General features: G+C 44.5%; 17 protein-coding genes. 16 read left to right on the top strand and 1 reads right to left on the bottom strand.

The genetic code is table 11. The features are described from left to right. The first annotated feature begins 92 nt into the window (after nucleotides 1–92). Together CAN90_RS03095 and CAN90_RS03090 are read left to right on the top strand one after the other, a co-directional pair. A complete protein-coding gene (locus CAN90_RS03095; protein ID WP_085832371.1) occupies nucleotides 93–1,790 on the top strand; it encodes a molecular chaperone HscC in 1,698 nt (565 codons plus the stop codon). Nucleotides 1,791–2,037: 247 nt separating this feature from the next. Further along, nucleotides 2,038–2,997: an alpha/beta hydrolase gene (locus CAN90_RS03090; RefSeq protein WP_085832370.1), complete on the top strand. Its 960-nt coding sequence runs from the start codon at nucleotides 2,038–2,040 to the stop codon at nucleotides 2,995–2,997. Between the two features lie 190 nt (nucleotides 2,998–3,187). Here the strand turns inward: CAN90_RS03090 and CAN90_RS03085 are convergent, their stop codons facing one another. Next, nucleotides 3,188–4,069 (bottom strand): alpha/beta hydrolase fold domain-containing protein, encoded by an 882-nt coding sequence (locus tag CAN90_RS03085; RefSeq protein ID WP_085832369.1) that lies wholly within the window; start codon nucleotides 4,067–4,069, stop codon nucleotides 3,188–3,190. Between the two features lie 425 nt (nucleotides 4,070–4,494). Here CAN90_RS03085 and CAN90_RS03075 point away from each other — a divergent pair, with 425 nt between their 5' ends. The 14 genes from CAN90_RS03075 (at nucleotide 4,495) to CAN90_RS03010 (ending at nucleotide 24,837) form a co-directional block, all read left to right on the top strand. Further along, nucleotides 4,495–5,232, top strand: a complete 738-nt coding sequence (locus tag CAN90_RS03075; RefSeq protein WP_085832367.1) for a LytR/AlgR family response regulator transcription factor — start codon at nucleotides 4,495–4,497, stop codon at nucleotides 5,230–5,232. Continuing rightward, nucleotides 5,229–6,515: a sensor histidine kinase gene (locus CAN90_RS03070; protein ID WP_085832366.1), complete on the top strand. Its 1,287-nt coding sequence runs from the start codon at nucleotides 5,229–5,231 to the stop codon at nucleotides 6,513–6,515. Before CAN90_RS03075 ends, CAN90_RS03070 begins: the two co-directional genes overlap by 4 nt. Nucleotides 6,516–6,723: 208 nt before the next feature. After that, a complete protein-coding gene (locus CAN90_RS03065) occupies nucleotides 6,724–14,850 on the top strand; it encodes an S-layer homology domain-containing protein (protein ID WP_085832365.1) in 8,127 nt (2,708 codons plus the stop codon). Between the two features lie 71 nt (nucleotides 14,851–14,921). Continuing rightward, nucleotides 14,922–15,404 (top strand): GNAT family N-acetyltransferase, encoded by a 483-nt coding sequence (locus CAN90_RS03060; protein ID WP_242953561.1) that lies wholly within the window; start codon nucleotides 14,922–14,924, stop codon nucleotides 15,402–15,404. A 52-nt stretch (nucleotides 15,405–15,456) separates the two neighbouring features. Then, nucleotides 15,457–15,894, top strand: coding sequence for a GNAT family N-acetyltransferase (locus CAN90_RS03055; RefSeq protein WP_085832364.1), 438 nt, complete (start codon nucleotides 15,457–15,459; stop codon nucleotides 15,892–15,894). Between the two features lie 339 nt (nucleotides 15,895–16,233). Further along, nucleotides 16,234–16,737 (top strand): nitroreductase family protein, encoded by a 504-nt coding sequence (locus CAN90_RS03050; RefSeq protein ID WP_085832363.1) that lies wholly within the window; start codon nucleotides 16,234–16,236, stop codon nucleotides 16,735–16,737. Between the two features lie 13 nt (nucleotides 16,738–16,750). Next, nucleotides 16,751–17,041 carry a putative quinol monooxygenase gene (locus CAN90_RS03045; RefSeq protein WP_143750787.1) on the top strand — a complete coding sequence of 97 codons (291 nt, stop codon included), beginning with the start codon at nucleotides 16,751–16,753 and terminating at the stop codon, nucleotides 17,039–17,041. Between the two features lie 12 nt (nucleotides 17,042–17,053). Further along, nucleotides 17,054–17,893 carry a nitroreductase family protein gene (locus CAN90_RS03040; RefSeq protein ID WP_242953560.1) on the top strand — a complete coding sequence of 280 codons (840 nt, stop codon included), beginning with the start codon at nucleotides 17,054–17,056 and terminating at the stop codon, nucleotides 17,891–17,893. 236 nt (nucleotides 17,894–18,129) lie between these two features. Then, on the top strand, nucleotides 18,130–19,959 hold the full coding sequence (locus CAN90_RS03035) for a glycoside hydrolase family 3 protein (RefSeq protein ID WP_085832360.1): 1,830 nt from the start codon (nucleotides 18,130–18,132) through the stop codon (nucleotides 19,957–19,959). 217 nt (nucleotides 19,960–20,176) lie between these two features. Continuing rightward, nucleotides 20,177–20,797, top strand: a complete 621-nt coding sequence (locus CAN90_RS03030; protein WP_200807578.1) for a hypothetical protein — start codon at nucleotides 20,177–20,179, stop codon at nucleotides 20,795–20,797. Between the two features lie 194 nt (nucleotides 20,798–20,991). Then, nucleotides 20,992–21,693 (top strand): VanR-ABDEGLN family response regulator transcription factor, encoded by a 702-nt coding sequence (gene vanR / locus CAN90_RS03025; protein ID WP_085832359.1) that lies wholly within the window; start codon nucleotides 20,992–20,994, stop codon nucleotides 21,691–21,693. A gap of 34 nt (nucleotides 21,694–21,727) precedes the next feature. Beyond that, a complete protein-coding gene (locus tag CAN90_RS03020; RefSeq protein WP_085832815.1) occupies nucleotides 21,728–22,807 on the top strand; it encodes a sensor histidine kinase in 1,080 nt (359 codons plus the stop codon). 169 nt (nucleotides 22,808–22,976) lie between these two features. Then, nucleotides 22,977–23,708, top strand: a complete 732-nt coding sequence (locus tag CAN90_RS03015; protein WP_085832358.1) for a M15 family metallopeptidase — start codon at nucleotides 22,977–22,979, stop codon at nucleotides 23,706–23,708. Between the two features lie 121 nt (nucleotides 23,709–23,829). Then, a complete protein-coding gene (locus CAN90_RS03010) occupies nucleotides 23,830–24,837 on the top strand; it encodes an FkbM family methyltransferase (RefSeq protein WP_085832357.1) in 1,008 nt (335 codons plus the stop codon). Nucleotides 24,838–24,884 lie beyond the last annotated feature (47 nt).

Raw genomic sequence — 24,884 nt, 5'->3', positions numbered from 1 at the left:
CCAATAAGCAATCATTTTTATAGATTTAAAAGAAGTTTGTTTTAAATCACATACAAGCCCTAGACAATTTGTAACATAAGCCGGAGGTACTTATGACAAAAATAGGAATCGATTTGGGAACTACCAATAGCTTGGCAGCTTACTGGACAGCCAATGGCCCAGTAATGATACCAAATGTGTTTGGCTCACATTTAACGCCTTCCGTTGTGAGCGTGGATGAGAACGGTGAAATTCTGGTTGGGGAGGTTGCCAAAGAACGGTTAATCTCGCATCCCCAAGTGACCGTGGCCGCCTTTAAACGCTTTATGGGTACCGATAAAAAATACGATTTAGGTAAGTACGTATTTACGCCGGAAGATTTATCTTCGTTTGTTCTTCGAGCAATCAAAGCGGATGCAGAAGCCTACCTGAACGATACGGTGGAAGAAGCAATCATCAGCGTGCCGGCGTATTTTAACGATTTGCAGAGAAAAGCAACAAAACGAGCCGCGGAGCTGGCAGGGCTGAAAGTAACACGCTTAATCAATGAACCCACTGCCGCTGCACTGTGCTATGGTATTCATGAGTGCGACAGTGAAACCACTTTTTTGATTTGTGATTTAGGGGGAGGAACGTTCGATGTTTCTATCCTAGAGCTGTTTGAAGGCGTAATTGAAGTAAAATCGGTTGCAGGCGATAATTATTTGGGTGGCGAAGATTTTACAGAAGTGCTGATGAACTATTTTCTGGAAGCCAATGGAATCGACAAGCAGTCTCTCACACCAAAGGAGCTTTCTGCCTTATATAAGCAATGCGAAGCGTGTAAAATCGGGCTTGGCAAATACGATACGATGAACATTCGTATCACGCTTGGCAGCAACAGCTTTGAGCTAGAGGTTGGGCGCGATGATTTTGAAAATCTGGCGGACAAGTTACTGTCTCGACTTCGTATTCCAATTGAGAGAGCACTTCGGGATTCGTCGCTTCATCCCGAAGAGATTGAAACGATTATTTTAGTTGGTGGTTCCACAAGAATGCCGCTGGTTCGTTCCACCATAGGCAAGCTGTTTCAGCAGTTCCCGTACTCCAACATTAACCCAGATGAGGCAATTGCCCTTGGAACAGCCATTCAAACGGCTTTAATGGACCGAGATGAAGCGCTAAATGAAATTATTCTTACTGATGTTTGCCCCTATACGTTAGGTGTAAATGTTTCAAAACAAATGCAGCAGAATCACTATCAAAGTGGGTATTTTCTGCCGATTATTGAAAGGAATACACCCATACCCGTTAGTAGAGTTGAGAGCCTTTCCACCATAAATGAGAATCAGGAACAGATTTTGATTGATGTCTACCAGGGGGAAAGCCGCAGAGTGGAAGATAATTTAAGCCTAGGTCAGCTACATATTAATCTTCCCCCTTCCCCTGCGGGAAAGCAGAAGGTGGATGTTCGCTATACCTACGACATTAATGGAATATTGGAAGTTGAGGTTACAGTTGCAAGTACAGGCCTTAAAAAGAGCCTGATTATTAAAAACGGCCCGGTCGATATGACCGATGAAGAGATACAGGAAAGACTAAAAATGCTGGAAGAAATCAAAATTCACCCCAGAGACCGTATGGAGTACCGGCTTCTTCTTGCAAGGGGTGATCGCCTCTACCAAGAAAGCTTAGGCAAAGACCGCGATTATCTTGATTATTTGTTACAGAATTTTGATTCTATCCTTTCTCAACAAAATGAAGTGGAGATTAAAAAAGCCGCCAAAGAATTAAAGATGCGTTTGGATGAGTTTGACCACTATTTGTTTTAAAACCTTGCATCCATACGTTGAGTAAGTTGGGTTGTACAGAAATTCTTCCTTCATTCTTTTGCTGCGACCCCAATTTTAGATAATTAAATGAGAAAAGAGGCTGGCTCCTAAAAATAAAGCCAGTCTCTTTCTTAAATGATGCAACGGGTAAAATAAAGAAAGTTAGTTAAAATAGGAGGAGATATAGAAATAGTGAAGGTTGAACACACTTTGTGTAAAAAAGAGAGAATGCTAGGGAAGATAAAATATGAAAAAAATACTTAAAATGAGCGGAAAAGTATTACTTTGGGTTCTGGGAATAATCGTAGGTCTAGTGTTGATTTCTGCACTAACACACCAGGTTCTAAAGTCGTTTGAAAAAAATAAGTATGAAATCGGTCAGTCGATCAATATCAACGGTAAAAAAATGCAAGCTTATGTGACTGGTTCCGGTGAGAAAACAATTGTATTACTAAGCGGTTTAGGAACTGCTTCACCAATTGCGGATTTTATGCCGCTGGCAGAAAGATTAAGCTCTAATTATAAGGTTGTGATTCTCGAATATTTTGGGTATGGGTTTAGTGATACAACAAGGGAAGGGCGTTCTACTAAAAATATTGTAAATGAAATAAGGCTTGCATTAAAAGAGTTGAATGTGCAAGGGCCCTATATATTAATGCCCCACTCAATCTCTGGTGTATATGCGATGTACTATGCAATCAATTACCCAAAGGAAGTAGAAGCAATCATTGGAATTGATGTATCAGTTCCGAACCAAACTAAAATCAATAAAGACCCAGATATGTCTCCCTATTTAACGCTGCTCAATACATTTGGAATTGTAAGAGACGTAACGTATCTATTCCCTATTGCTGATGACGGTATGAACAAAAACAACTATTATTCTGCTGACCAGCTTCAATTAAAGAAAATGGCAACTGCTTGGAATTCGTTAAATGCAACGGTGATAAACGAATTTAATATGGTAAATGAAAACACAACAGAATTATATGATGTAAAATATCCGAAAGAATTACCGGTATTAACCTTTTTATCGAAAGCCTCCATGGAAGATGATGAGGAGTGGTTACCTCTTCATAAGGAAGTTATTTCGAACCCTTCCATACAAAAGATGGAAACTCTGGAAGGAGGTCATTATCTGCATTGGACAAATGCCAATGAGATAGTAGAAATGACAAAAGATTTTATTTCTAAGTATTTAAAATAATAAACGGCGTAATCTGGCGTTGATTTCAATAAAAGCCATTGAAAGGATGACCGTCACATCCCATTTTATCTCAGCTCAAAAAGAGCGCCCTTCGAAAGGGCGCTCTTTTTGAGCTGCAATTTAATTTTACTCGATATTTTTAAAGAAATGAGATTTGACTCACAATCTCTTTTTAATAGAAAGCATATTGCTATTTATTAATAATATCTACAATTTGCTGCATGGCGCGCTTTGCTTCCGGAATAGGAAAAACCGGGAACACATGGTTCATTTTGGGGTACTCAAAATAGTTTATCTCTACGTTTTGCTGTTGCGCAAGTGTCTTGAATTTTCGGGCATCTGGTAAAAAGAACTCGTGAGTTCCAATGAACACAGTGATTTTTCCAAGCCCTTTCAACGGGCCATTAATGGGGCTTAGCAGATAATTACTGGTTGGGGTATCTCCCGCATAAGCTTTACCAGCCTCTATTAGCAAATTCAGGTTTAGCATGGGTTCGCTTTTATCCATAGCTGCTATGTCCGGGTGCTGTAAGGTAATGTCGAGCCATGGGGAAAGCAAAATAATGTTGCTTGGTTGCGGTATGCCTTCCTTTAATAATAATTGTGATAATGCGAGGGAAAAGCCGCCCCCTGCGGAGTCGCCCATAATGACAATGTTTTCTGGTGAGGTCTTGGCCAATAAATCCTTATAGATGGGAAGAACCTTCTCAAAGGATTCCTGGTATTGGTGAACCGGTGCCTTGGGGTAAATGGGTACGGTAATGGTAGCGTTCAGATTTTGGGTTAACCCATATAAAAAACGCCAATGCCAGATTAAAGGGTGGTCGGTGTAGCCTCCGCCGGGTATAAATAAAATCTGTTTTGCATCTGGCTTGGTAGAAGATTTTAACAGATAGGTATCAATCGAATAGGAATTGCTTTTCATGATGCCGTATTTACGCTGTAAATTTTCTGGCAGTACATAGGGCGATTTCTCTTCCATTCTTCTTTTCTCTAAAAAAGTAGCCGGGTCCATCCGGTTCCTTGTTAGCTTTAATAGTAATTCTACAAAAAAACTTTGCCAGCTCCTCATTTTTGGAACCTCCTGTAAGAAATAAACTTTGATACTCATAGTATCTCAACCATATCTCATTTCATGATTTTTATGTTACCATGAAAATGTGGTAAAAAATAATTAAAAATATGAATAAATGTTGAAATTTTAAGCCACCAGTAAGCTACGGATACACTGCTTTCTTCCCAATGCGTTTTGCCTGGGTTTGGCTTTTTAGCAAATTTAAATCTTCTTTTTTACGATAAAAAGAGTATAATTTGTCGTTTTTTTTCGAATGCAATAATGCTATAATAAAACTCGAAGAAAACAAATTCTGGTAAATGTGGCACCTGTAAGCTGGAATTTTTCTCGTTTCGGTAGTCTGCAAATTTAGTTTGCTTAACCTGCGGGAGGGGGATGAACCGGAATGGGATAGTTTTGAAAGTTGAACAGAGGTGAAAGCTATGCTCCGCATTGCAATTTGCGACGATATGCCAAATGAGCTGCAATGCCTGGTCTCTTTAACAAACCAGTACATATCCACTCAAAATCTGGATGCTGAAATTACGCAATTCGCTCACCCAGACGCACTGCTCACCGCAATGGAGATGCAGAGCTATCATCTTTATATATTGGACATTGTGATGCCGATGGTCAATGGCTTGGAGCTGGGAAATGTGATACGTCGGCTTGACAGGGAGGCACAAATTATTTTTGCCACTACCGAGCCGCAATTTGCGCTTCAGGCGTACGCCGCAGCACCCATTAATTATTTAATAAAGCCCATTGAGAAGCAGTCATTTTACGACACACTCGCTCTTGCTATCTCCAAAGCGGATTTTGCAGAGGAAAAGACCTTTGCTATAAAAACATCCGGCAGCATGCGGGTAATCAAGCTATCGGACATTCTGTTTCTTGAATACGGGAGTCATTCTGTTTTATTTCACTTATTGAATGGGGAAGACGTACTCAGTCGAACCATTCGGGTAAGCTTTTCAGAATATAGCGCCCCCATATTAAAAGACAAGCATTTTATGCAATGCCATACCTCGTTTGTAGTTAATTTACGGCGGGTGGAGCGATTCTCGAAAGATGGCTTTACCCTGCACGGTGGGAAAATGGTTCCCATAGCAGCAAAGCAATACCCTGCTGTTCGAGATGCTTATATGGACTACCTAATGGCAAAGGGGGAACAGAGATGATGGAGCATTTCCCGGATTTTCTCCGGGCAGCGGTTTCCACAACCGCAAACGTACTGCTAATGATGACACTGTTGCAGCCCAAGTACTCCAAAAAAGTGACACTGTTTACGATGCTCGGAATTCTCGCTGCTGATTTGGGTACAGCAATCTATTGTTACCTCAGCGGGAATTTAACCCTGCTTTCAAAGCTCGACATCGTGTTGTTTGCAGTGCTATGCTTTGCGGTGCGCCCTCTGTTTAAAGATACTTTTATGCAGTGGTTGTTCTCTTACCTAACCGTACAAAATATTAGTGATATTGTGATTATCCTCAGCTTTGAAATTTGTAGGTTCTTGCCATATCCCATCTATGCCAATACGTTGATGCGTGTTATTCTATTCGGTGCTTTTCTGATAATATTAACTCGCTATGTGCGTCCGCTATATCGGCAGGTGGTAGAGCATTGGACTGCATACTTCGCCGTTGCTCTGGGTCTTTACATAACATTCAACTACTATGTTTTAAGCACGGATGACATTATTGTGATGCTGACAAAACAAGCCATACCGTTGCTTCTAGTTATTTTTACTGGCATTGCCGCTTATGGTTCTATCTTACTTGGCCTTAAAAATCTTCAGAGGGAGTATCGGATGAAAGAAGAAAACCAGAAAATGCAGGCGGAACGAGAGTACCTGCAACTGGCCGCTAGCAATATGTCTCAAAGACTGGAGCTTATGGAGGAGGTATCGGCGCAGAACAGCCGCGCCGCCCATGACCGACGCCACTTTAACAATGTTCTGCTGGAACTGTTGGAGGAGGGGAAAGCACAGGAGGCAGTTGCTTTGCTGGAAAGGCAGAATCAGGTGGTGCCAAAATGGGGAAAGGTATACTGCGAAAACCCAACCGTGAATGCCGCCGTGTGCCACTATGCGGGTCTTGCTGGGCATGCGGGTATACCGGCAGATATTACTTTGGATATTCCAAGAGATGTAAATGTGGATGCTCTGGAGCTTTCCATGGTGCTTTCCAATCTGATGGAAAATGCCATTCAGGCCTGTGAAAAGCTACCGGAAAATAGAAGTCCTTACCTCCGTTTAACATGCCGAATTGTTGGGCGCCTGCTATTGGAATTGGAAAATCCCTGTAAGGAAAGCACAGTTCTGGATGAAGACGGCTATCCCTTTGCTCGTGAGGAGGGTCATGGCATTGGAAGTAAGAGTGTTATCGCCTTTGCTAAAAAATATGACGGCGAGCTGCTCTACAAAGTGGAAAATGGGTTTTTTCGGGTAAGACTTCTGGTATAAAAGAATTTATTTTAAAAAATAAAATGTTATATTTTCGGTGTAAAAATGAGTCTTTTAAGTGTAAAGACTCATTTTTTTCTTATTGTATGTTATTTTTGAGCTGAAATTGAAAAAAGGCTGCATTCTTTCGTGGATGAATGTGTGGTCAAGAGCTTTATGCGCTGGGCGTGAGCGTATGCGGAGCATTACAATAGGAGGATATAACAAGATGAGAAATCGAATTTTAAGTATTTGCCTTTCTTTTTGCATGGTATTAAGTACGATGCCATTTTCGGCGATGGCACAAGAGGCAAATGCGGGTGCGAATGGAGAAATTATTTCATTTGCTCCACTTACTCAAACCGATAAAACGGTAACAAAGGGAACCAATTTAAAAGACTTGGAATTACCACAAGAGTTAACGGCAACGGTTCGAACCGCCGTGGATAAAAGTGGCAAAACATCCGAAGAGCCAAAGTCGAGTACAGAAGAACCTGCGTCGAGCGCGGAAGAATCCAAACCAGATGCAGAGCAATCTGCGCCGAGTTCGGAAGAACCCAAGCCGAATTCAGAGGAACCTGCACCAAGCTCCGAAGAACCCAAACCGGATGCAGAGCAATCTGCACCAAGCTCGGAAGAGCCCATACAGAATCAAGATACTGCAACAGAAAGCATTTCCAGCCCAACTTTAGAAGGAAGTGCCAGCGAACAACAGGTAAATTTGGAAGTGAAAACGGCGGAGATTCCAGTAACATGGGATTCAAAACCGGAATACGATAAGAACACCGAGGGTGTTTATGTATTTACGCCGGTAATCAAGGGCTATACCGTGAGCGCCGAACTGCCAAAAATCACAGTGAAGGTGGAAACCGCACAAATGATGCTTCGTATGGGCGCGCCAACTACCTACGGCGACTTTTCGGTTAGTGTAGATGAAGATGGCGCGGCGCCGACGTATAATGAAGGCGTGCTAACGTTTGGTACGGCGGGGGAATATACCGTCGCTATGGCGGGCGAAAAAACCACTACCTCCAATGTCATCATGGTCAATGCAACAGGTGAGGTTAAGCTGAACCTTGACGGGGTAAACATTACCGCACCGAATGGCGCAATGTATAATGTTGGAGGTAATGCGCTGACAGTGACAAGTGGTACAGTCACTTTGAATGTGATTGCGGATTGCAGTCTGCAGGGAGGTACTGGCGGTACTGCCGGAATGGAAATTACTCCTGCTGGTAACGGCGGTGCTGGTGTCATTGGAAATGTAACGGTCACGGGTACAGCTACACTTACCGTTACCGGTGGCAGCGGTGGTTCAGCGTTGATGGGCACAGCTGGCTCGGCCGGTATGGCTATCAGCAACGCCAGCCGAAGTGGCGGCGGCAAAATCACCGTGAGAGAAGGCTATACAGTCAAGGCTGGAAGCAATGCAAGCACTGCAGTAGTTTTAACCGAAGCTACAACCAATGCACAGTATGTCTCTTTTACTCCTCCTGACCCCGTGGAAGGCTCGACTACCTACGGCGACTTTTCGGTTAGCGTAGATGAAGATGGCGTGGCGCCGACGTATAATGAAGGCGTGCTAACGTTTGGCAAGGCGGGGGAATATACCGTTGGCATGGCGAGTGAAAAGACTTCTACCACGGACCGAATCGTTGTTAGCGCGGCAAATGTGACGCTGAATCTCGATGGTGTGACAATTAACGCACCGAATAGAATCTCAGAAAAGGTTGATGGTGATAATGCATTTACCGTAACAAGCGATAGTGTTATCTTGAATCTTCTAAAAGACAGCTCGTTTATCGGCGGACTCGCTGGAATTGTTGACCCTATGAATGCCTGCAACGGCGGCAGCGGAATTAGCGGAAATATTACGCTTACCGGCACAGCGACGCTTACCGCCACCGGAGGCCAAGGCGGAGCAACTCCTTTGAGTAATACCGGTAACGGCGGCGCCGGTGTCAGCGGGAATGTCACCGTTAGAAACAGTGCATCGCTCATCGCCATTGGCGGTCTATATGGAGGCGCTAACGCAAAAGGAGGCACCGGAATCAGCGGAAATCTTACCGTCACAGGCAGTGCCACAGTTAGCGCAACCGGTGGTTATAGCTCTCCGTATGGTTCCCCCGGCAATGCACTCACCGGCACATTGACGGCCACAGGCTTTATTCTCAAAGGGGGCTTTACCGGACTTACAGATGAGATAAGCAGTAACGACAGTCGTCTCAATCAATTCCGCTATCTCTCCGTTGAGCCTGCCTCCCTCCCCACGGCGGCGGAGTACGCGGCGGCTTCTCCGGCGGCAGCTTCCGATACCGACTATGTGCTAGACTCCGATAAGAAGACTCTCACCATCAAAACCGCAAAGGGTGCGGCGTTCTGGTCGGCGAGCGACAAGGATTATCTTGACTACACCGTCCTACTCGCCGATGACATCGACGTGTCTGCTTTCCAGTGGACGCCGGTGGGAACAAGCGATGGCTCTTTTACCGGTAGCTTTGACGGACAGGGGCACACTATTACGGGGATGACAGTTACTGTAAATAATGTCATAGGATCCTCCGTTGGCTTGTTCGGAAAAACTTTGAATGCCACGATTGAAAATGTAGGGTTGTTGGGCTCCTCTGTAACCGTGACTGAGGCTACCGGAGGTTATGTAAATGACGCTGGCAATATTGTGGGCTTTGCGTCAAAAGGTAAAATCAAAAATTGTTATAGCACTGGAAGTGTTGCAATCAGCGGAACAAGTATCATCCGAGCCGGCGGTATTGTTTCCTATGCCAGCAATGTAGAAATTGAAAATTGCTACAATACCGGCAATGTCACAACCACTGGAAACAACGATACTTACGCTGGCGGTATTGTAGCTTTTAAAGCTGAAAACACCACTGTCACCAACTGCTACTACTTAAGCACCGCAACCATTACAGGAACGAATTCAAACCTTGGTAACCCGCTAACAGAGGTTCAAATGAAAGCTGGAGCAGGGACGGAAAATGCTCTGATTGACAGCCTAAATCAATGGGTTAATAACAAAGCCAGCACCGACTACTACACATGGCAAGCCGACAGCACAAGCGACCCAGTAAACAAGGGTTACCCCGTGCTCGGTGAAAAGTGGGAAGCTCCCGCTACGAAATATAACGTTTGGGTAGGTAATGTTCAAGTAACCAGTGCCAACTCCAATGCAATTACAGGGGATGGCATTACGGGTACGGTCACCTACAACCACGACACCAATACTCTCACATTAGACGGTGCTACGATTACCAGCGGTCATTTGATAGAGGATTTCGAAGGTCCCGCCGGAATTTATGTAGATGGTAATTTAAACTTGGAACTAAAAAGTGATAACACTATTACCGGAGTTAGCCCGTCCAGCGGCAAGTGCAGCTTCGCTGTATACAATAATGGGAACCTTACAATAAAGGGTAACGGAGCATTAAATGCTACCGGCGGAGATACTGAATCTAGCGTCAGCTACGGTTTGTATACCACACATGATCTTAGCATTCAAGACAATGCTACCGTTAACGTCAACAGCGGGAACGCAACAAATGGGAACTGTTGGGGTGTTATGGTCGGCGATGCCCTTACCATTCAAGGGAGCGCCTCCCTTATCGCCACCGGCGGTACTTCAACAGGAGAAAATGGGAGCAGCTACGGTGTGTACGTCTCCGGTTACACCAAAGTGAAAGACAGTGCCAGACTATCCGCCACCAGTGGCGCTGCGGAATTCCAAAGCTACGGTATTTTTATCTCTAATAATAATAGCTTTGAGATATCGGGCGGAACCGTGACGGCCAGCACCACCGATATTGACGGCGCATCCCAAGGCTCTGCCGCCATAAATAAAAAGCCAAGCTTACTTCTTTACAAGCCTGCACCTTTAGTTATGGCAAGCAATATTGCGAGCGGTATGAATGCCATAAGAACAACGCTGAATGATATTAATATTCAGACCTTCCAATACATTCACATTGTACCATCATCTCTTCCCACGGCGGAAGAGTACGCGTCGGCTTCCCCGGCGGCGGATTCCAATACCGACTATGTGCTCGATTCCAATAAAAAGACCCTCACTATCAAAACCGCAAAGGGTGCGGCGTTCTGGTCGGCTAGCGGCAAGAATTATCTTGACTACACCGTCTCCCTCGACGATGACATCGACGTGTCTGCTTTCCAGTGGACGCCGGTGGGAACAAGCGATGGCTCTTTTACCGGTAGCTTTAACGGACAGGGGCACACTATCACAGGGCTGACGGTGGATATTTACGCGGGTAATGAAGCGGTCTATGCCGGGTTGTTTGGTATGACCGGCGGTTCCATTAAAAACGTTGGGCTGGCGAATGCGTCAATCGTCGTTTCCAACACCGCTACTGACTCTAAGCAGGTGTTTGCCGGTGGTCTGGCGGGTGAAGCATTCGATGGGGCCATCACGAACTGCTTCGTCATGGGAGGCACCGTGAGCGCCAGCAGCGGCTATGGTTCCTACGCCGGAGGGCTGGTGGGTTTTGGCAGCAACGACATCACTGTCAGCAATTGCTACAGTACCTCCAGCGTCACCACCAGTGGTACAAGTGGCCATTCCGGCGGTGTGGCAGGCTGTATAGGCGCTGGCACAATCAAGGGTTGTTATTATTTGAACAGCGGTACAGGTATGCCGGAAAAGGGCATTGGCCGTGTGCACCCCAATTGCGAACCTGTCATCACAGGCTGCGGCACGATTGGCAGCAACAATAGCAAACTGGCGGCGGGTACGGAGGAGCAGTTTACCTCTCAGCAAGCCCTTGCCTATGGCACCCTCTTTAACGCCCTCAACGGCTGGGTCGATGCCGAAGCCAGCGGTGACTACTACACATGGCAAGCCGATACAGGGAGCATAAACGGTGGCTACCCAGTGTTCAATGCGCTGTGGGGTACGACCACCCCGGTTTACGACAATTGCTTTAAATACGTTAAAACAAAAAAGCCCAATGACCCTGGTAGTTATATGGATGAATACCACTACGATTTTGACGGCTGGTATACCGAGCAGAATGGCGATGGTACAAAATTGGGCGACAGCGACGATGGTGCCGCCGGTACCCGCTATTACGCAAAGTGGATCAAGAACGGCAAAATCGTTCGCACTACGGCGCTGGATTTGACGGATATCAGCGAGTCCAATCTCTACCGCTCAAACAAAAGCGGTGACGTATACACCAATGCCGCTGAGGGCTGGACATGGTACGCCGCCAAAACCACAGTGGGAAGCAATTCCTACGCCGCCAACACCCTTGTCCTTTCCGGCCTGAACATCAACACCGCCGCTACCGCCACCGCCCTGAAGGTTCCTGGCGGCACAACCATTGTGCTCACGGAGGGTACCATAAACTCCGCAAGTAGCGGCTATACCAGTTCAGGCAGTGAAGCTGTATATACCTATGGCGTTTATGGTGCTGGTGCCCTGAACATAAAAGGCGGCGGCACGCTCAGTGCCTTTGCCGGCACAGCAGCATACACCAAAAGCAACAATTCCTATGGAGGCTTTAGCCACGGTATTTACAGTGCCGGGGCGCTCAACATCACCGAAGGCATAATCTCTGCCAAAGGCGGTTTTGGTGGGCCAACAGGCGCTGAAAATAAAAGCTACGGTATCTATTCCAATTCAACCATCGACATCAGCGGTGGCACCGTTGCCGGCAACGGCGGAGGCGGAAAGGCTGAAAGCGGTGGCATCGCAGCCGAAGGTGATATTAAAATTACCGGAGGTGCCGTTACGGGTCAAGGAGGAGCGGTAAATTTCCGTCCAAGTATAGGTATCATGGCGCAAACAGGGAAAATATCCATCACCGGCGGCATAGTTTCCGCCACAGGCGGTGCGTCGACTGGTGATGATGACTCGTCTGCCAGCGTCGGCGTTTTCGCTGATAAGGTGGAAATCTCCCAAGGAACTGTCACCGCCATCGGCGGCAATGCAGCCAGTGGCGGTGCTAGCTGTGGCATCTCGGCCATAAGTTCGGTTGCTGTTACCGGCGGAAGGGTTACCGCTAAAAATGGTGCAGCAGTGGGGATTTCTGCGGCGATGAATGTGTACACCGGTGCACTCACCGTTGGCGGCACCGAAAAACTTGCCACGATTGAAAATGCCACAGACGGCACAAACGCGATTACAAGCAGCAGCGGCAGCATTGCGAGCAAAAAGCTCGTAATGTCCGGCAGCGATGCCGTGAAAGTCAGCTTCGCCACTTATGCCATCACGGCGAATGCCGCCACCAACGGCAGCTACACCGTGAAGGTGGATGGCAGTGCGGTAACCTCGGCACAATCCAATGAAAAAGTCACCATCACCCCCACCGCGAACAGCGGCTATGAGGTGGATGCCATTTCGGTTTGCAAAACCGGGGACACAAGCACAACGGTGACGGTTAGCAGCAATGCTTTCACCATGCCTGCTTATCCGGTAACAATTTGTGTCACCTTTAAGAAGAAAACGGTTGATGAGGATTTAACAGGAGTGGGCTATCACATAGCCGACGGAAAGCTCACCGGCACCACGGCAAATATGGAATACAGCTTGGATGGCGGCAGTACCTGGAAACCTTGCACACAAGGAGAAACTGCAAACCTAACGTTTACGGCAGGTTCGGTTAAGGTTCGACAAAAAGACAAAACGACCAACGAACGCACCGTTGTAACCATTGCAGTTCCAGCGGCCTCCACCACACCAACACTGGAAAGCAAAACCGCGAACAGTGTGAAGCTAAATGCAATTGCAGGCTACGAATACTCAAAGGATGGCGGTATTACGTGGCAAAACAGCAATGTGTTTTTGGGCTTAACGGCAAACACAGCATACCACTTTGTGGCTCGCAAAAAGGCAACCGCAACTACGCTCCCTGGCACATTAAGTGCTGAACTGAGCGTTACTACGGCGCAAGGCTCCTCGAGCGATAAGAGCAGTGATTCCAACAGCAGCACTCCTGCTCCCAGCAACAAACCGGCCGAACCTGTAACGGGAGAAACCGCAAACAAAGCTGTGATAGATGGTCGCGGAACTGCCAGCGTTCGCATTACAGACCAGAATATTGCGGATGCAATTGCAAATGCCAAGGCAGAAGCGGAGAAAAAAGGGTTGAATGCTGGTGAGATAACCGTTAAAATTAACGTTTCAGCAGATGGTGCAAACGCCACTAATTTTTCGGTTAATCTGCCTAAATCCACTCAGCAGCAGGTAATTGGGAATAAGGTTGCCGGGATTGAATTGGCCATTGACCGGCCGGACCTCACGTTGGGCATTAATTTGGCAGCGGTCACCGAAATCAATCGCCAGGCAAATGCAGATGTTCAGCTTACTGTAACAAGAACAGATGCAACAAGGCTAAGCCCTGCGGCCAGAACTACCATTGGGAACCGCCCAACCTTTGATTTTAAAGCAAGTTACGAAAATGGCAGTAAGCATGTAACAAACTTTGGGAACGGAACGGTTTATGTAAGTGTACCTTACACTCCGGCGAACAATGAAGCCGTAGGGTACTTGTATATGACCTATGTGGACGTTAGCGGAAATGCAGTTCGTGTTCCCGGTTCCGCTTACGACGTGAACAGCAAGAGTTTGATTTTTGTTACCAATCATTTCTCAGTTTATGGTGTGGGATATACGGCTCCCCCCGCTCAGTTCACAGACATTAGAAGCCATTGGGCGAAGGAAAGCGTTGATTATGCAGTTGGGCGCGGCCTGTTTGGTGGAAGAGCAAATGCAAAGTTTACTCCCGATACAGCCATTACAAGAGGCGACCTGGTTACTGCACTCGGAAAGCTTGCCGGTGTAAATGTGGCCTCTTATGCCAAGAACAGCTTTACGGATGTAAAGGCCGGCTCCTACTATATGCCTTACCTTGAGTGGGCCTATAGCAAGGGTATTCTTACGGGAAATGCCAATAACAAAATTGCTCCTGAAAGTGCGGTCACTCGTGAAGAAATTGCGGTGATTCTGCAAAACTACATGCATGTTACCGGTCGTGAATTGCCGGCGACCCGCAGTGCAGGTGATTTTGCGGATGCTTCCAGCATCGGTAACAAATACCAAGCAGCGGTTGCAGCAATGCAGCAGGCGGGAGTTCTCATGGGTAAAAAGAACAATCAGTTTGCTCCCAAAGCAAATGCAACCAGAGCAGAGGTTAGCGCAATGCTCCACCGCTATACCAAACTCACCATAGACCCTACAACGGCGCAGGGCTGGGCAAGAAACGATGCAGGTGAGTGGACGTTCTTTATGAACGGCAAACCCGTTACCGGGGCTAAGGAGATTGATGGCTTTACCTATACCTTTGACCCTTATGGAATAACAGCTGATATTCGAAGAAAAAAGTAATCACCCGATTGAACTAACACCGAACAATAGATGAATCAGGAGTCTGCCTTCTCTAGCGGAGGGCAGGCTCTTTGTGTTACTATAAGAGTATAAAAACTATACTTGGGGGTGGCGGTGTGGTAGCCGAGTTTGCCGGTATGCAAGATGTAGTGAGCTGGATGCACTTGTTAGAGCTGGTGGAAGAGCATTTCCCCGGTCTTGAAAAGGAAGAATACCAAAATGGGCTTAAAACAAGTATCTTACAAAAGGAAGCATTGGTAGTGAAAATGGGCGGTATTGTAGTGGGAGCTTTGGCTTTTTCCCGAAATGAAAAAGAATTACTTTTTTTGGCTGTGCACCCAAACTACCGTAAAATGGGGATCACACAAGGGCTTATCCAAAAAGTGTGTTCGCTCTTTGAAAAGGGAACGCAGTTAAGTGTAATTACCTATCGGGAAGAAGATCCTCTTGGGCTTGCTGCGAGAAAGCTGTATTTGAGCTTAGGATTCGAGTACGGCGAATTGCTTACTGTGTTTAATTACCCCTGCCAAAAGTTGATTTATACTATAAAATAAAGATGATCTTATTTAACAACAAGAGAATTATAAATTAGGGTGGTTAAACCGAATGTTTATGGAGAATCCAAGTAGAATAGATGCATTAATAGAGCAGTTGACAGCCGTATGGGAGTCCTCCGTAAAAGCTACGCATACATTTTTAAGCGAAGAAGATATTTCTTCGCTACGACCAATTGTTAAGAGTGCACTGTTGCAAATAGAGAAATTGATTGTAGCGTATGAAATGAATCAGGTCGTAGGGTTTATGGGTATCGCGCAAGAGAAATTAGAGATGTTGTTTTTAGAACCCAATTGTATTGGTAAAGGTATAGGAAAAGCTTTTATAAGAAAGGCAAAGGAAGAATACTCGGTAAAATATGTAGATGTGAATGAACAAAACCCTCATGCGGTGGAATTTTACAAACATGCAGGCTTTACAGTGTTTGAACGCACCGAATGGGATGAGCAAGGCAACCCATTTCCAATTCTAAAAATGAAGAGTATGTAGTAAAATATTCCTTCGAAATATTAAAAAGATTGAATGGTAGAGGAAATTTCTTTTTTTGATGACATTCCTAAGCTTCTGGAAATAAAAAGAAGGCCGAACCGAAAGAAAGTGCTAGTTAAATAGATTGTGATAGGGGCTATAAGGTTTGATGCGAATAAGCGAATTCGTAACCCTTGATGATTCATATATTGAGTAAATAGTAAAAAGAGGTTGACAAACTACAATTAAGCTATTATATTTGTATGTACAAACAACAAGCCTAAGTTTGGTTAATAATATTTCAAATGAAATCTATTTTTTTGTAAAGACTAATTTTAAAAGAATGGGAGGCTATTTAATATGAAAGAAATCTTTAATAGAAGAAGTATTCGTAAGTTTAAAAATCAGCCCGTTGAGGCAGAGAAAGTGGAGAAGCTGCTTCATGCAGCCATGCAGGCTCCCTCTGCCGCAAACCAGCAGGCGTGGGAATTTATTGTAGTAGAAAACAAAGAGATGCTAGAAAAAGTATCGCAAACCTCACCATATGCAAAGCCCGTTGCTGGGTCGGCAGTGACCTTTGTTCTTCTGGGGGATGAAGATAAAATGAAAGTACCCACCGGTTGGGAGCAGGATATGGGCGCCGCTGCGCAAAACATACTGCTTGAGGCCGTTCACTTAGGCCTTGGTGGGGTATGGTTGGGTGTTGCCACCGTGGATTCTGTGATGGATAGTGTGCGGAATCTGTTCGCACTTCCCAAAAACATTCGCCCCTTTGCACTCATCTCCGTCGGTTATCCGGATGGGCAAGAGAATCATTTTGTTGACCGCTATCAGGCTGACCGTGTGCACTACGAAAAATGGTAAGGGGGAGAGACAAATGATAAAGCTAGTTGCCCAAAATACGATTAAAGCAGATAAAGTGGAAGCCTTTATTGCGCTCGCAACGCAATTGGTTCACGCCACGAGAGAAAATGACTCCGGTTGTATTCGGTATGAATTACTTCAAGACGTGAAAAATCCGCAGGTTCTAACCATGCTGGAGGAGTGGGAGGACGAAGCCGCTCTCAGCAGTCACAGCGCTTCTCCGCATTTTAAAGAAGCAATCGCTCAATTTGCAGAATATATGGAAAAACCGGGTGAAACGCATCTTTACAAAACGCTCGTATAACTGGAGAGGTGTATGATGAAAATGAATTTCCCCGTGGAGAAAACGGTAAGAGCGCGCCAGAGTATTCGCTCGTATCAAGAAACGCCAATCCCTGCCGAGGTAATCAGTAAAATAAGAAGCTATATGGAGGAACTGACGAACCCCTTTTCCGTAGAGGTTTCGTTACACCTGTTGGAAAAGAATGTGACTTCTAATGGTGAAAAGCTTGGTACTTATGGTGTCATTAAGGGTGCTTCCCATTTTATTGGTGCATCCGTTGCTCCGTGCGAGCTGGGTTTAGAAGCCTTGGGTTATTCCTTTGAAAAGCTGATTTTATACATCACCTCTTTGGGGCTTGGCACTTGCTGGCTCGGCGGCACGTTTGACCGCAGTGCTTTTTCCTCCGCCATGAAGCGAAATCCAGATGAATTCTTCCCCGTAATTTCTCCATTCGGGTATGCGCAAGAGAAAAAACGGATGTTGGAATCGATGATGCGTTTTGTTGCAAAATCAGACCAACGACAGGAGTGGAGTGCTTTATTCTTTGAGGAGGATTTTGCTCACCCGCTCACACAGGCAGCGGCAGGCGACTATGCTTTCCCTCTGGAAATGCTGCGCCTGGCTCCTTCCGCAGTGAATAAGCAGCCTTGGCGCGTAGTAAAATCCAATGGGCATTTTCATTTTTATAAAATTCACTCGGAAAAAGAGAGCAAGCTGGGTATTGATATTCAGCGTACAGATGTAGGAATTGCAGCCTGCCATTTTCATCTGTCAGCGCAGGAGCGTGATTTAATAGGTCATTTTACTCGTCTGAAAAACCCTATCCTCCAAGCGCCTGGACTCGATTATCTATTTTCATGGGTTAAGGAGTAAGTCCGATGAAAAGAGAAGGGAATCCCAGTTTGGATTCCCGTAAGAATATTTAGAGGTTGCCCTGTATTTTTTAGAATACAGGGCTTTGTTTATTTTAGAATAAATACCCCTATTACTTTGTGAGAACTGTAATTGTAATTTTTTGCCAGTGAAGCTACAATAAAGAGAGCGAGTTTACTAGGCTTAGGGTGGTTCTTCGTGTGTTAACATCTTTACTTTATAAAGGGGCGTTGGTTATGAAACAAAGGCTAATCGGTGTTCTTTTGGCATTGGCTCTGGCACTCACCGGCTGCAATGGCAGTCCGATTTTCAGCGCGAATCATTCCAATAACGATACGATTGGAAATGAAAAGGTAAGTAAGCTTCTTTCACAGTTAACGCTTGACCAAAAAGCGGCTCAAATGGTACAGGGAGCGGTGTACAACATAACGGAAGAAAGCATGAAAGTACACGATTACGGTAGTATTCTTTCTACCTTTGGCACCAATTCCCTTAACGCGGCAGAATGGAAGAACCTTATTCTCAAATACCAGAAAAGCGCGCTGAGTTCACGAGCAAAAATCCCTTACATCTATGGGAATGATGCGGTGCATGGGGTAAATACCTGTAAGGGTGCTGTCATTTTTCCGCATAATATTGGAATTGGTGCCGCAAATAATGAGGAGCTTACCTACAAAATGGGTTTAGCGGTAGCCGATGAAGCAAAGCTGACCGGGATGCTGTGGAGCTTTTCGCCCTGCCTTTCCACCGCACAGGATCCCAGATGGGGACGCACGTATGAAAGCTATTCCTCCGAGACGGGCTTAGTTACAAAGCTTGGAACAGCATTTTCAAAAGGGCTTATGGATGGCGGGATTCTGCCTTGTGCAAAGCATTTCTATGCAGACGGCAACGTGCTATATGGAACGGGTGAACAATTGGATGGCGAAAAAAGACTCATTGACCGTGGAGATGCACAGCTAAGCGAGTCTGAAATAGAGGATTTATTAAAGGTATACCAGTCTATGGTTGACGCCGGAGTGAAAACCATTATGATTAGCCATAGCAGTGTAAATGGAATCAAAATGCACGCCAATGAACAGTATATCTCTTACCTAAAAAATGAGATGGATTTCAAGGGTTTTATTGTAAGCGATTGGGATTCCATCCATAATATACCCGGTGCAAACCTCAAAGAGCAAACAATCACTGCCATCAATGCTGGTATTGATATGTTGATGGAGGATTCTAGATTTGAAGATTGCCGAAGCTACATAGTGGAAGCCGTAAACGAGAAGAAAATTCCTCTGGAACGTGTGAACGAAGCGGTTACCCGTATCTTAACGGTGAAGGATGAAATGGGGATTCTGGATGACCCCATGATGGAGAAGGTAACCACAAAGCAAAGCAGTGTTGGCTCCAAGGAATACCGCGATTTGGCCAGAACCTTGGTGGAACAAAGCCTTGTTCTGCTCAAGAATGAGAATTCAGTATTGCCGATTCGAAAAGGGGCAAAGGTGTTTGTAACAGGCCCTGCCGCCAACGATGTTGGGGTGCAGTGCGGAGGCTGGACGATAACTTGGAAGGGGAATGCGGATGCCAACCTCAACGGCCGCAAATGGATACCCGAAGGAAAAACCATACTGGATGGTTTAAACCAGCTTGCAGGGGAGTATCAGCTTACGATTATCACCGACCCAAAGAAAGCCGCGGATGCCGATGTAACACTGCTGTGCTTGGGTGAGCGGACATATGCGGAATGGAACGGAGACAGTGCAGACATCAGCATTACCAGGAACCTTGCCCTCAGCGGGAACTCCGATGCAATTGAGCTCGCCAAAAAGGTAGGAAAGCCAACCGTGGCCTGTATCGTAGCGGGAAGAAATGTAATTCTGAGCGATGCTATGAAGCAATGGGACGGCATCGTCATGTGTTACCTCCCAGGCAGTGAGGGGGATGGTGTGGCGAATATTCTTACCGGTAAGAGTCGCTTTCAAGGTACCTTGCCCATGCCTTATTACGCAGATGTAAAGGATATTCGAACCGATAAGGTGTTGTTCCCGGTTGGCTATGGGCTAAAGTATTAAGATAGCTTAAAATGGTGGCAATACATCATCGTCACCATTTCTTTGCTTAATTAAATTCCAGAGGGAAAAGGAATTGATAAGTTAGTTTTATTTGGGTTGACGATGTTGTTTGGTAGGAGTATGATTCATTTTACAAGCAGCTTGCTTTTGTACATTTCTGGTTTTAAGTAAGCGGACCTACTACTTTTTTAATTTTTTATTGGAGGAATTCATTTGTATGAAAAAGGCATTTCCTTTGTTTCTTTCTATCTTATTCATTGGTTTGGTTGGGTGTAGTAACGGGGCAGTAGCAGGCTCAGGGGCAGCGAACAATTCTACCGTAGAAAGTTCATCCATTAGTTCTCGAAATGAGCCGGAGAGTGAGCTGGAAAGTGATGCTCCTTGGGATATGACAGAGCCATTTATCGGGAGAAAGGAGATAGACAGCGAAACCGAACAGTTTATCTTGGGTACTTGGAAGGTAGAAAAACTATTGGGATTCGCGAATTCCTATAATGATGCCTCGGAATACCCAAACGGGCAAAAGATCATTGGTGATGAGATTACGATACAAAAAGATTTCTTTTCATCTAAGGGATTAAAAAATTATAAGGACTATCAATTCGAACTAAAAAACCCGGCTTATCAAATAGAAGAGATACACTATAATAAAGATTCGTTTTATCGTGTTGATAAAATAGATATGCCAAGCATGAATAACAGTGATCATGTGGTAGTCTTAGGGGTATCCGCCTCACCCGATGAACTTGGAATACCCATGTCGTTTCTGGTTATCAATCATAAAAGACTAATTTTACAATTAGAGGCAACGGTGTTTGAATTAAAAAGAGTTTCGTAATAGTATCTTTACAAGATGATAAGAAACGGCGGCTTATTTTGGCTGCCGTTTCTTCTCTGTCTATCATAAATTGGGGGAACTTATTAAAATAAAAAAATGCATATAAGGGAAAGTTTGGTTTTAATTCATGATTCGTATATAATAATTACAATAAGTTAGAGGAAAACGCTAAATTTAAGTAAGGAGAGTTTACGTTGCAGGAGAAAATACTCATTGTTGACGATGAGCATGAGATTGCGGACTTAGTGGAACTGTTTTTAAACAACGAAGGCTACAAGGTCTTTAAGTTTTATTCCGCACAGGATGCGTTGGCTTGTATTGAAAAGATAGAGCTTGATCTTGCCATTTTGGATGTTATGTTACCAGGGATAAGCGGGTTTGAGCTGTGTCGCAAAATCCGTGAGAAGTACACTTACCCTGTTGTAATGCTCACAGCAAAGGAAGAAGAAATTGATAAAATTACTGGCCTTACACTTGGAGCGGATGACTACATGACAAAACCATTTCGTCCGCTGGAGCTGGTCGCTAGAGTAAAGGCACAGCTTCGCAGGTATAAAAAATACAATCCATCCTACACAATGGATGCTGAAGAAAGCGTTATCGCCCATTCGGGTTTAGTAATGGATGTAAAAACGCACCAGTGCTTTTTAGATGAGCGTCCCATTGCGCTTACTCCTACGGAGTTTTCTATCTTACGCATTCTGCTAGAACAAAAGGGAAATGTGGTTAGCGCACAAGAGCTGTTTCAAACGATTTGGCAGGACGAATACTACAACAAAAGCAATAATACCATCACCGTTCATATTCGGCATTTGAGAGAGAAGATGAACGATACCGTAGAGAATCCCAAATACATTAAAACCATATGGGGAGTAGGGTATAAAATTGAAGCGTAAGTATAAGGCAGATTATACACAGCTAAAGCGAAAGATGAGTTTTCGGCTTCTTGGAATGGCTGTCATCGCTTTTGTGATTATCTATGTTCTTTACTTCCTTTTTTGGAAGGGCAGGGGCGGGAACTGGGTGGTCTCTTTTTTGCGTAATTTTGTTGGCATGGAAGACGAAAGTGCAAGAGATTTCTATCAGGTAGTATTTCGTAACTATATGGACGTGATATGGCTGGTTGCGATTGTAGTAGTTTTTTTAATCTTTCTTGCCTTTTTTCTGGAGTGGTTTACACACTATTTTAACGCGATTAACAAGGGAATCGACGCATTGCTGGACGAAAATGCAGCCATTCATTTGCCGGCAGAAATGGCTGCCATCGAAAAGAAGCTAAACACCGTAAAGCAAACGCTGGAGAAGCGTGCCTTTGAGGCGCAATCTGCGGAACAGCGCAAGAACGAGCTGGTTATGTACCTAGCTCACGATATTAAAACACCGCTTACTTCTGTTATTGGCTATTTGAGTCTGTTGGAAGAAGCGCCAGATATGCCTACCGAGCAAAAGGCCAAATACGTTCACATTACGCTTGAAAAAGCATACCGTTTGGAACAAATGATAAACGAGTTCTTTGAAATTACTCGTTACAATCTTCAGCAAATACAAATCGAGAATCAAAAAATAGATTTATATTTTATGCTGGTGCAAATTACAGACGAGCTTACCCCGATTCTTTCAGAAAATGGGAATACAACTACCATTCGGGCAGATGAAAACCTCACCATATATGGTGACCCCGGGTATTTAGCTAGGGTATTTAATAATATTTTGAAAAATGCCGCGGCATACAGCTACCCCAATACCGATATTTTAATTTCTGCGGAACAGTTGAAAAGTGAGACAATAATTACATTTCAAAACGAAGGGCAAACCATTCCGCGCGAAAAGCTGAACTCCATATTTGAGAAATTTTTCCGGATGGATGAAGCACGCACTTCCAATACCGGGGGGGCAGGCCTAGGGCTTGCAATCGCAAAAGAAATCCTTACACTGCATGGCGGTGCGATTAGCGCGCAAAGTGAGAATCATGTGGTTCAATTTACCGTTACTCTTCCACAGCCGGAATAGGAATTACGAATCTTTTCGTTTTAAACAAGCCTAAGAAAAACTTATAAAAACTTAGGATTTTCTTAGGAATCAAACAATGAAATATTAAAATAATAATTGCACCCGTTTGGTATGATAAATATAGAACAGGTGCATTCATTTTGACTCTCAACGAAAGGAGGGGAAGGTTATGATAAGGAAAGTAATAAAGCGGATTCAATTTCTGTTTTATGCTTGCTTAGTTATTGCCATTGCTGCTTTATTGTATTGCTTGGTAACAGAGAATAATCCGCTAATCAAAGAGCATATTTCCCAACAGCAAACCAGCCGTGCAAGTTATAACACTTCTTCTACAAGCAGTGGGAACGATAATTCTGCTTGGTACTTAATTTTAGTGAACAAATGGAATCCCATTCCAAAAGAATATAAAGTTGATTTAGTAGAGCTTGAGAATGGAGAATCCGTCGACAATCGCATTTATCCCTCCTTGCAGGAAATGTTTGATGACGCCAGAAGAGAAGACATATACCCGGTGGTGGCTTCTGGATACCGCACCAAAAAAGTACAAGAGAGCATCATGAAAGAAAAAATACAGGAATATAAAAAACAAGGGCTTTCCAATAAAGAAGCAAAAACCAAGGCTGAAGCTTGGGTTGCTCTACCTGATACCAGCGAGCACCAGTTAGGCCTTAGTGTAGACATCAATGCCGATGGCATTCATTCAAAGGGGGAAGAGGTTTACCGCTGGCTCGATCAAAACAGCTATAAATATGGCTTTATTCGGCGGTACCCTCAAAATAAAACAGATATAACCGGTGTTATCCATGAGCCGTGGCACTATCGCTATGTTGGGGTAGATGCGGCAGAAGCAATGCACGAGCAAGGCATTTGCCTGGAAGAATACCTGAATAAAACTCCATAAAAAGCTGCCCGCACGAATCGGGCAGCTTTTTTCGTTATTTTTGCGAAAAGGATAACTACACCATTCAATTTGTTAATACATATGATACTAAGAATACACTTTTTAAGGAGAATGATAGCGGATGACCAATGAATCACAATTACCGGATGAGAATAATCTCGATACGAGCAAAGCTTCTTCTCAGAGCTTACCAAACCAAATAGATTCCGACTTTACAAGCTTTTTGCAGTTTGTGAAAGAAAGAAATGAAAAAGAATTAACCGAGGCAATTAAACAAAACTTAGCGAATTTTAAAAACACCAATTATCAGCTTTACCAGAATACCATTAATTTTATCAACGAGCAGAAGCTGTGGGGGACGTACTACCCGGAGCAAGGGGATTATGAGCTGGCAGAAAACAGAGCAAATTCGCTGGCGCAGCATTGGCAGGATTTTGAATGGGTTTACAACAACCTATGCGATAACCGCTCCAAACGAATCTTTGTTAATATTCTGTATTATTGGCTCATGTGCAACCCCGAAAAGGTGGATCAGATTCACGACAAAACGTACTACCAGTATTTTGATTTGGACATTATCTCTTGCAGCAAGGATGAAGTCTTTGTAGACATTGGTGGCTTTATTGGCGATACACTGGTTTATTACCAAAAGACATTTGGACCAAACTGCTATAAGAAAATGTATTGCTACGAAATTGCACCCGCAAACATTGAATATATTGAGAAAAATATAGAATTGTTCCATATGGATAACGTTGTAATAAGGGATAAGGGAGCCAGCAATCGCAATGGATCCATGTATCTTTCAGGTAATGATTTGTCTTCTGTCAACCACTTAACAGAGAGCGGCTCCATGGCTGTGGATATTGTTAAAATTGACGATGACATTGCGGAAGATGTTACGTTTATTAAAATGGATATTGAGGGCGGGGAAGAAGATGCACTGATGGGTTGTTTGGAGAAAATAAAGAAGAACCACCCAAAGCTTGCATTAAGCGTTTACCATAACTACAAAGATATGTGGAAGTTGCCCCGTATTATTTATGAAGCAGACCCAACATACCGTTTTTATTTGCGGTATTATGGGTCGCAGGTGTACCCAACCGAATTCATTTTATATGCAATCTAATTTCCAGCAATTGCACCATCTTTTAGCCCAATGCAAGAAAACGTTCC

It is taken from the genome of Clostridium merdae, assembly GCF_900176635.1.
GTDB lineage: Bacteria > Bacillota > Clostridia > Oscillospirales > Acutalibacteraceae > Faecalispora > Faecalispora merdae.
Note: the sequence above shows the minus strand (reverse complement) of the source record. Positions and strands in the feature narration are given on the sequence as shown.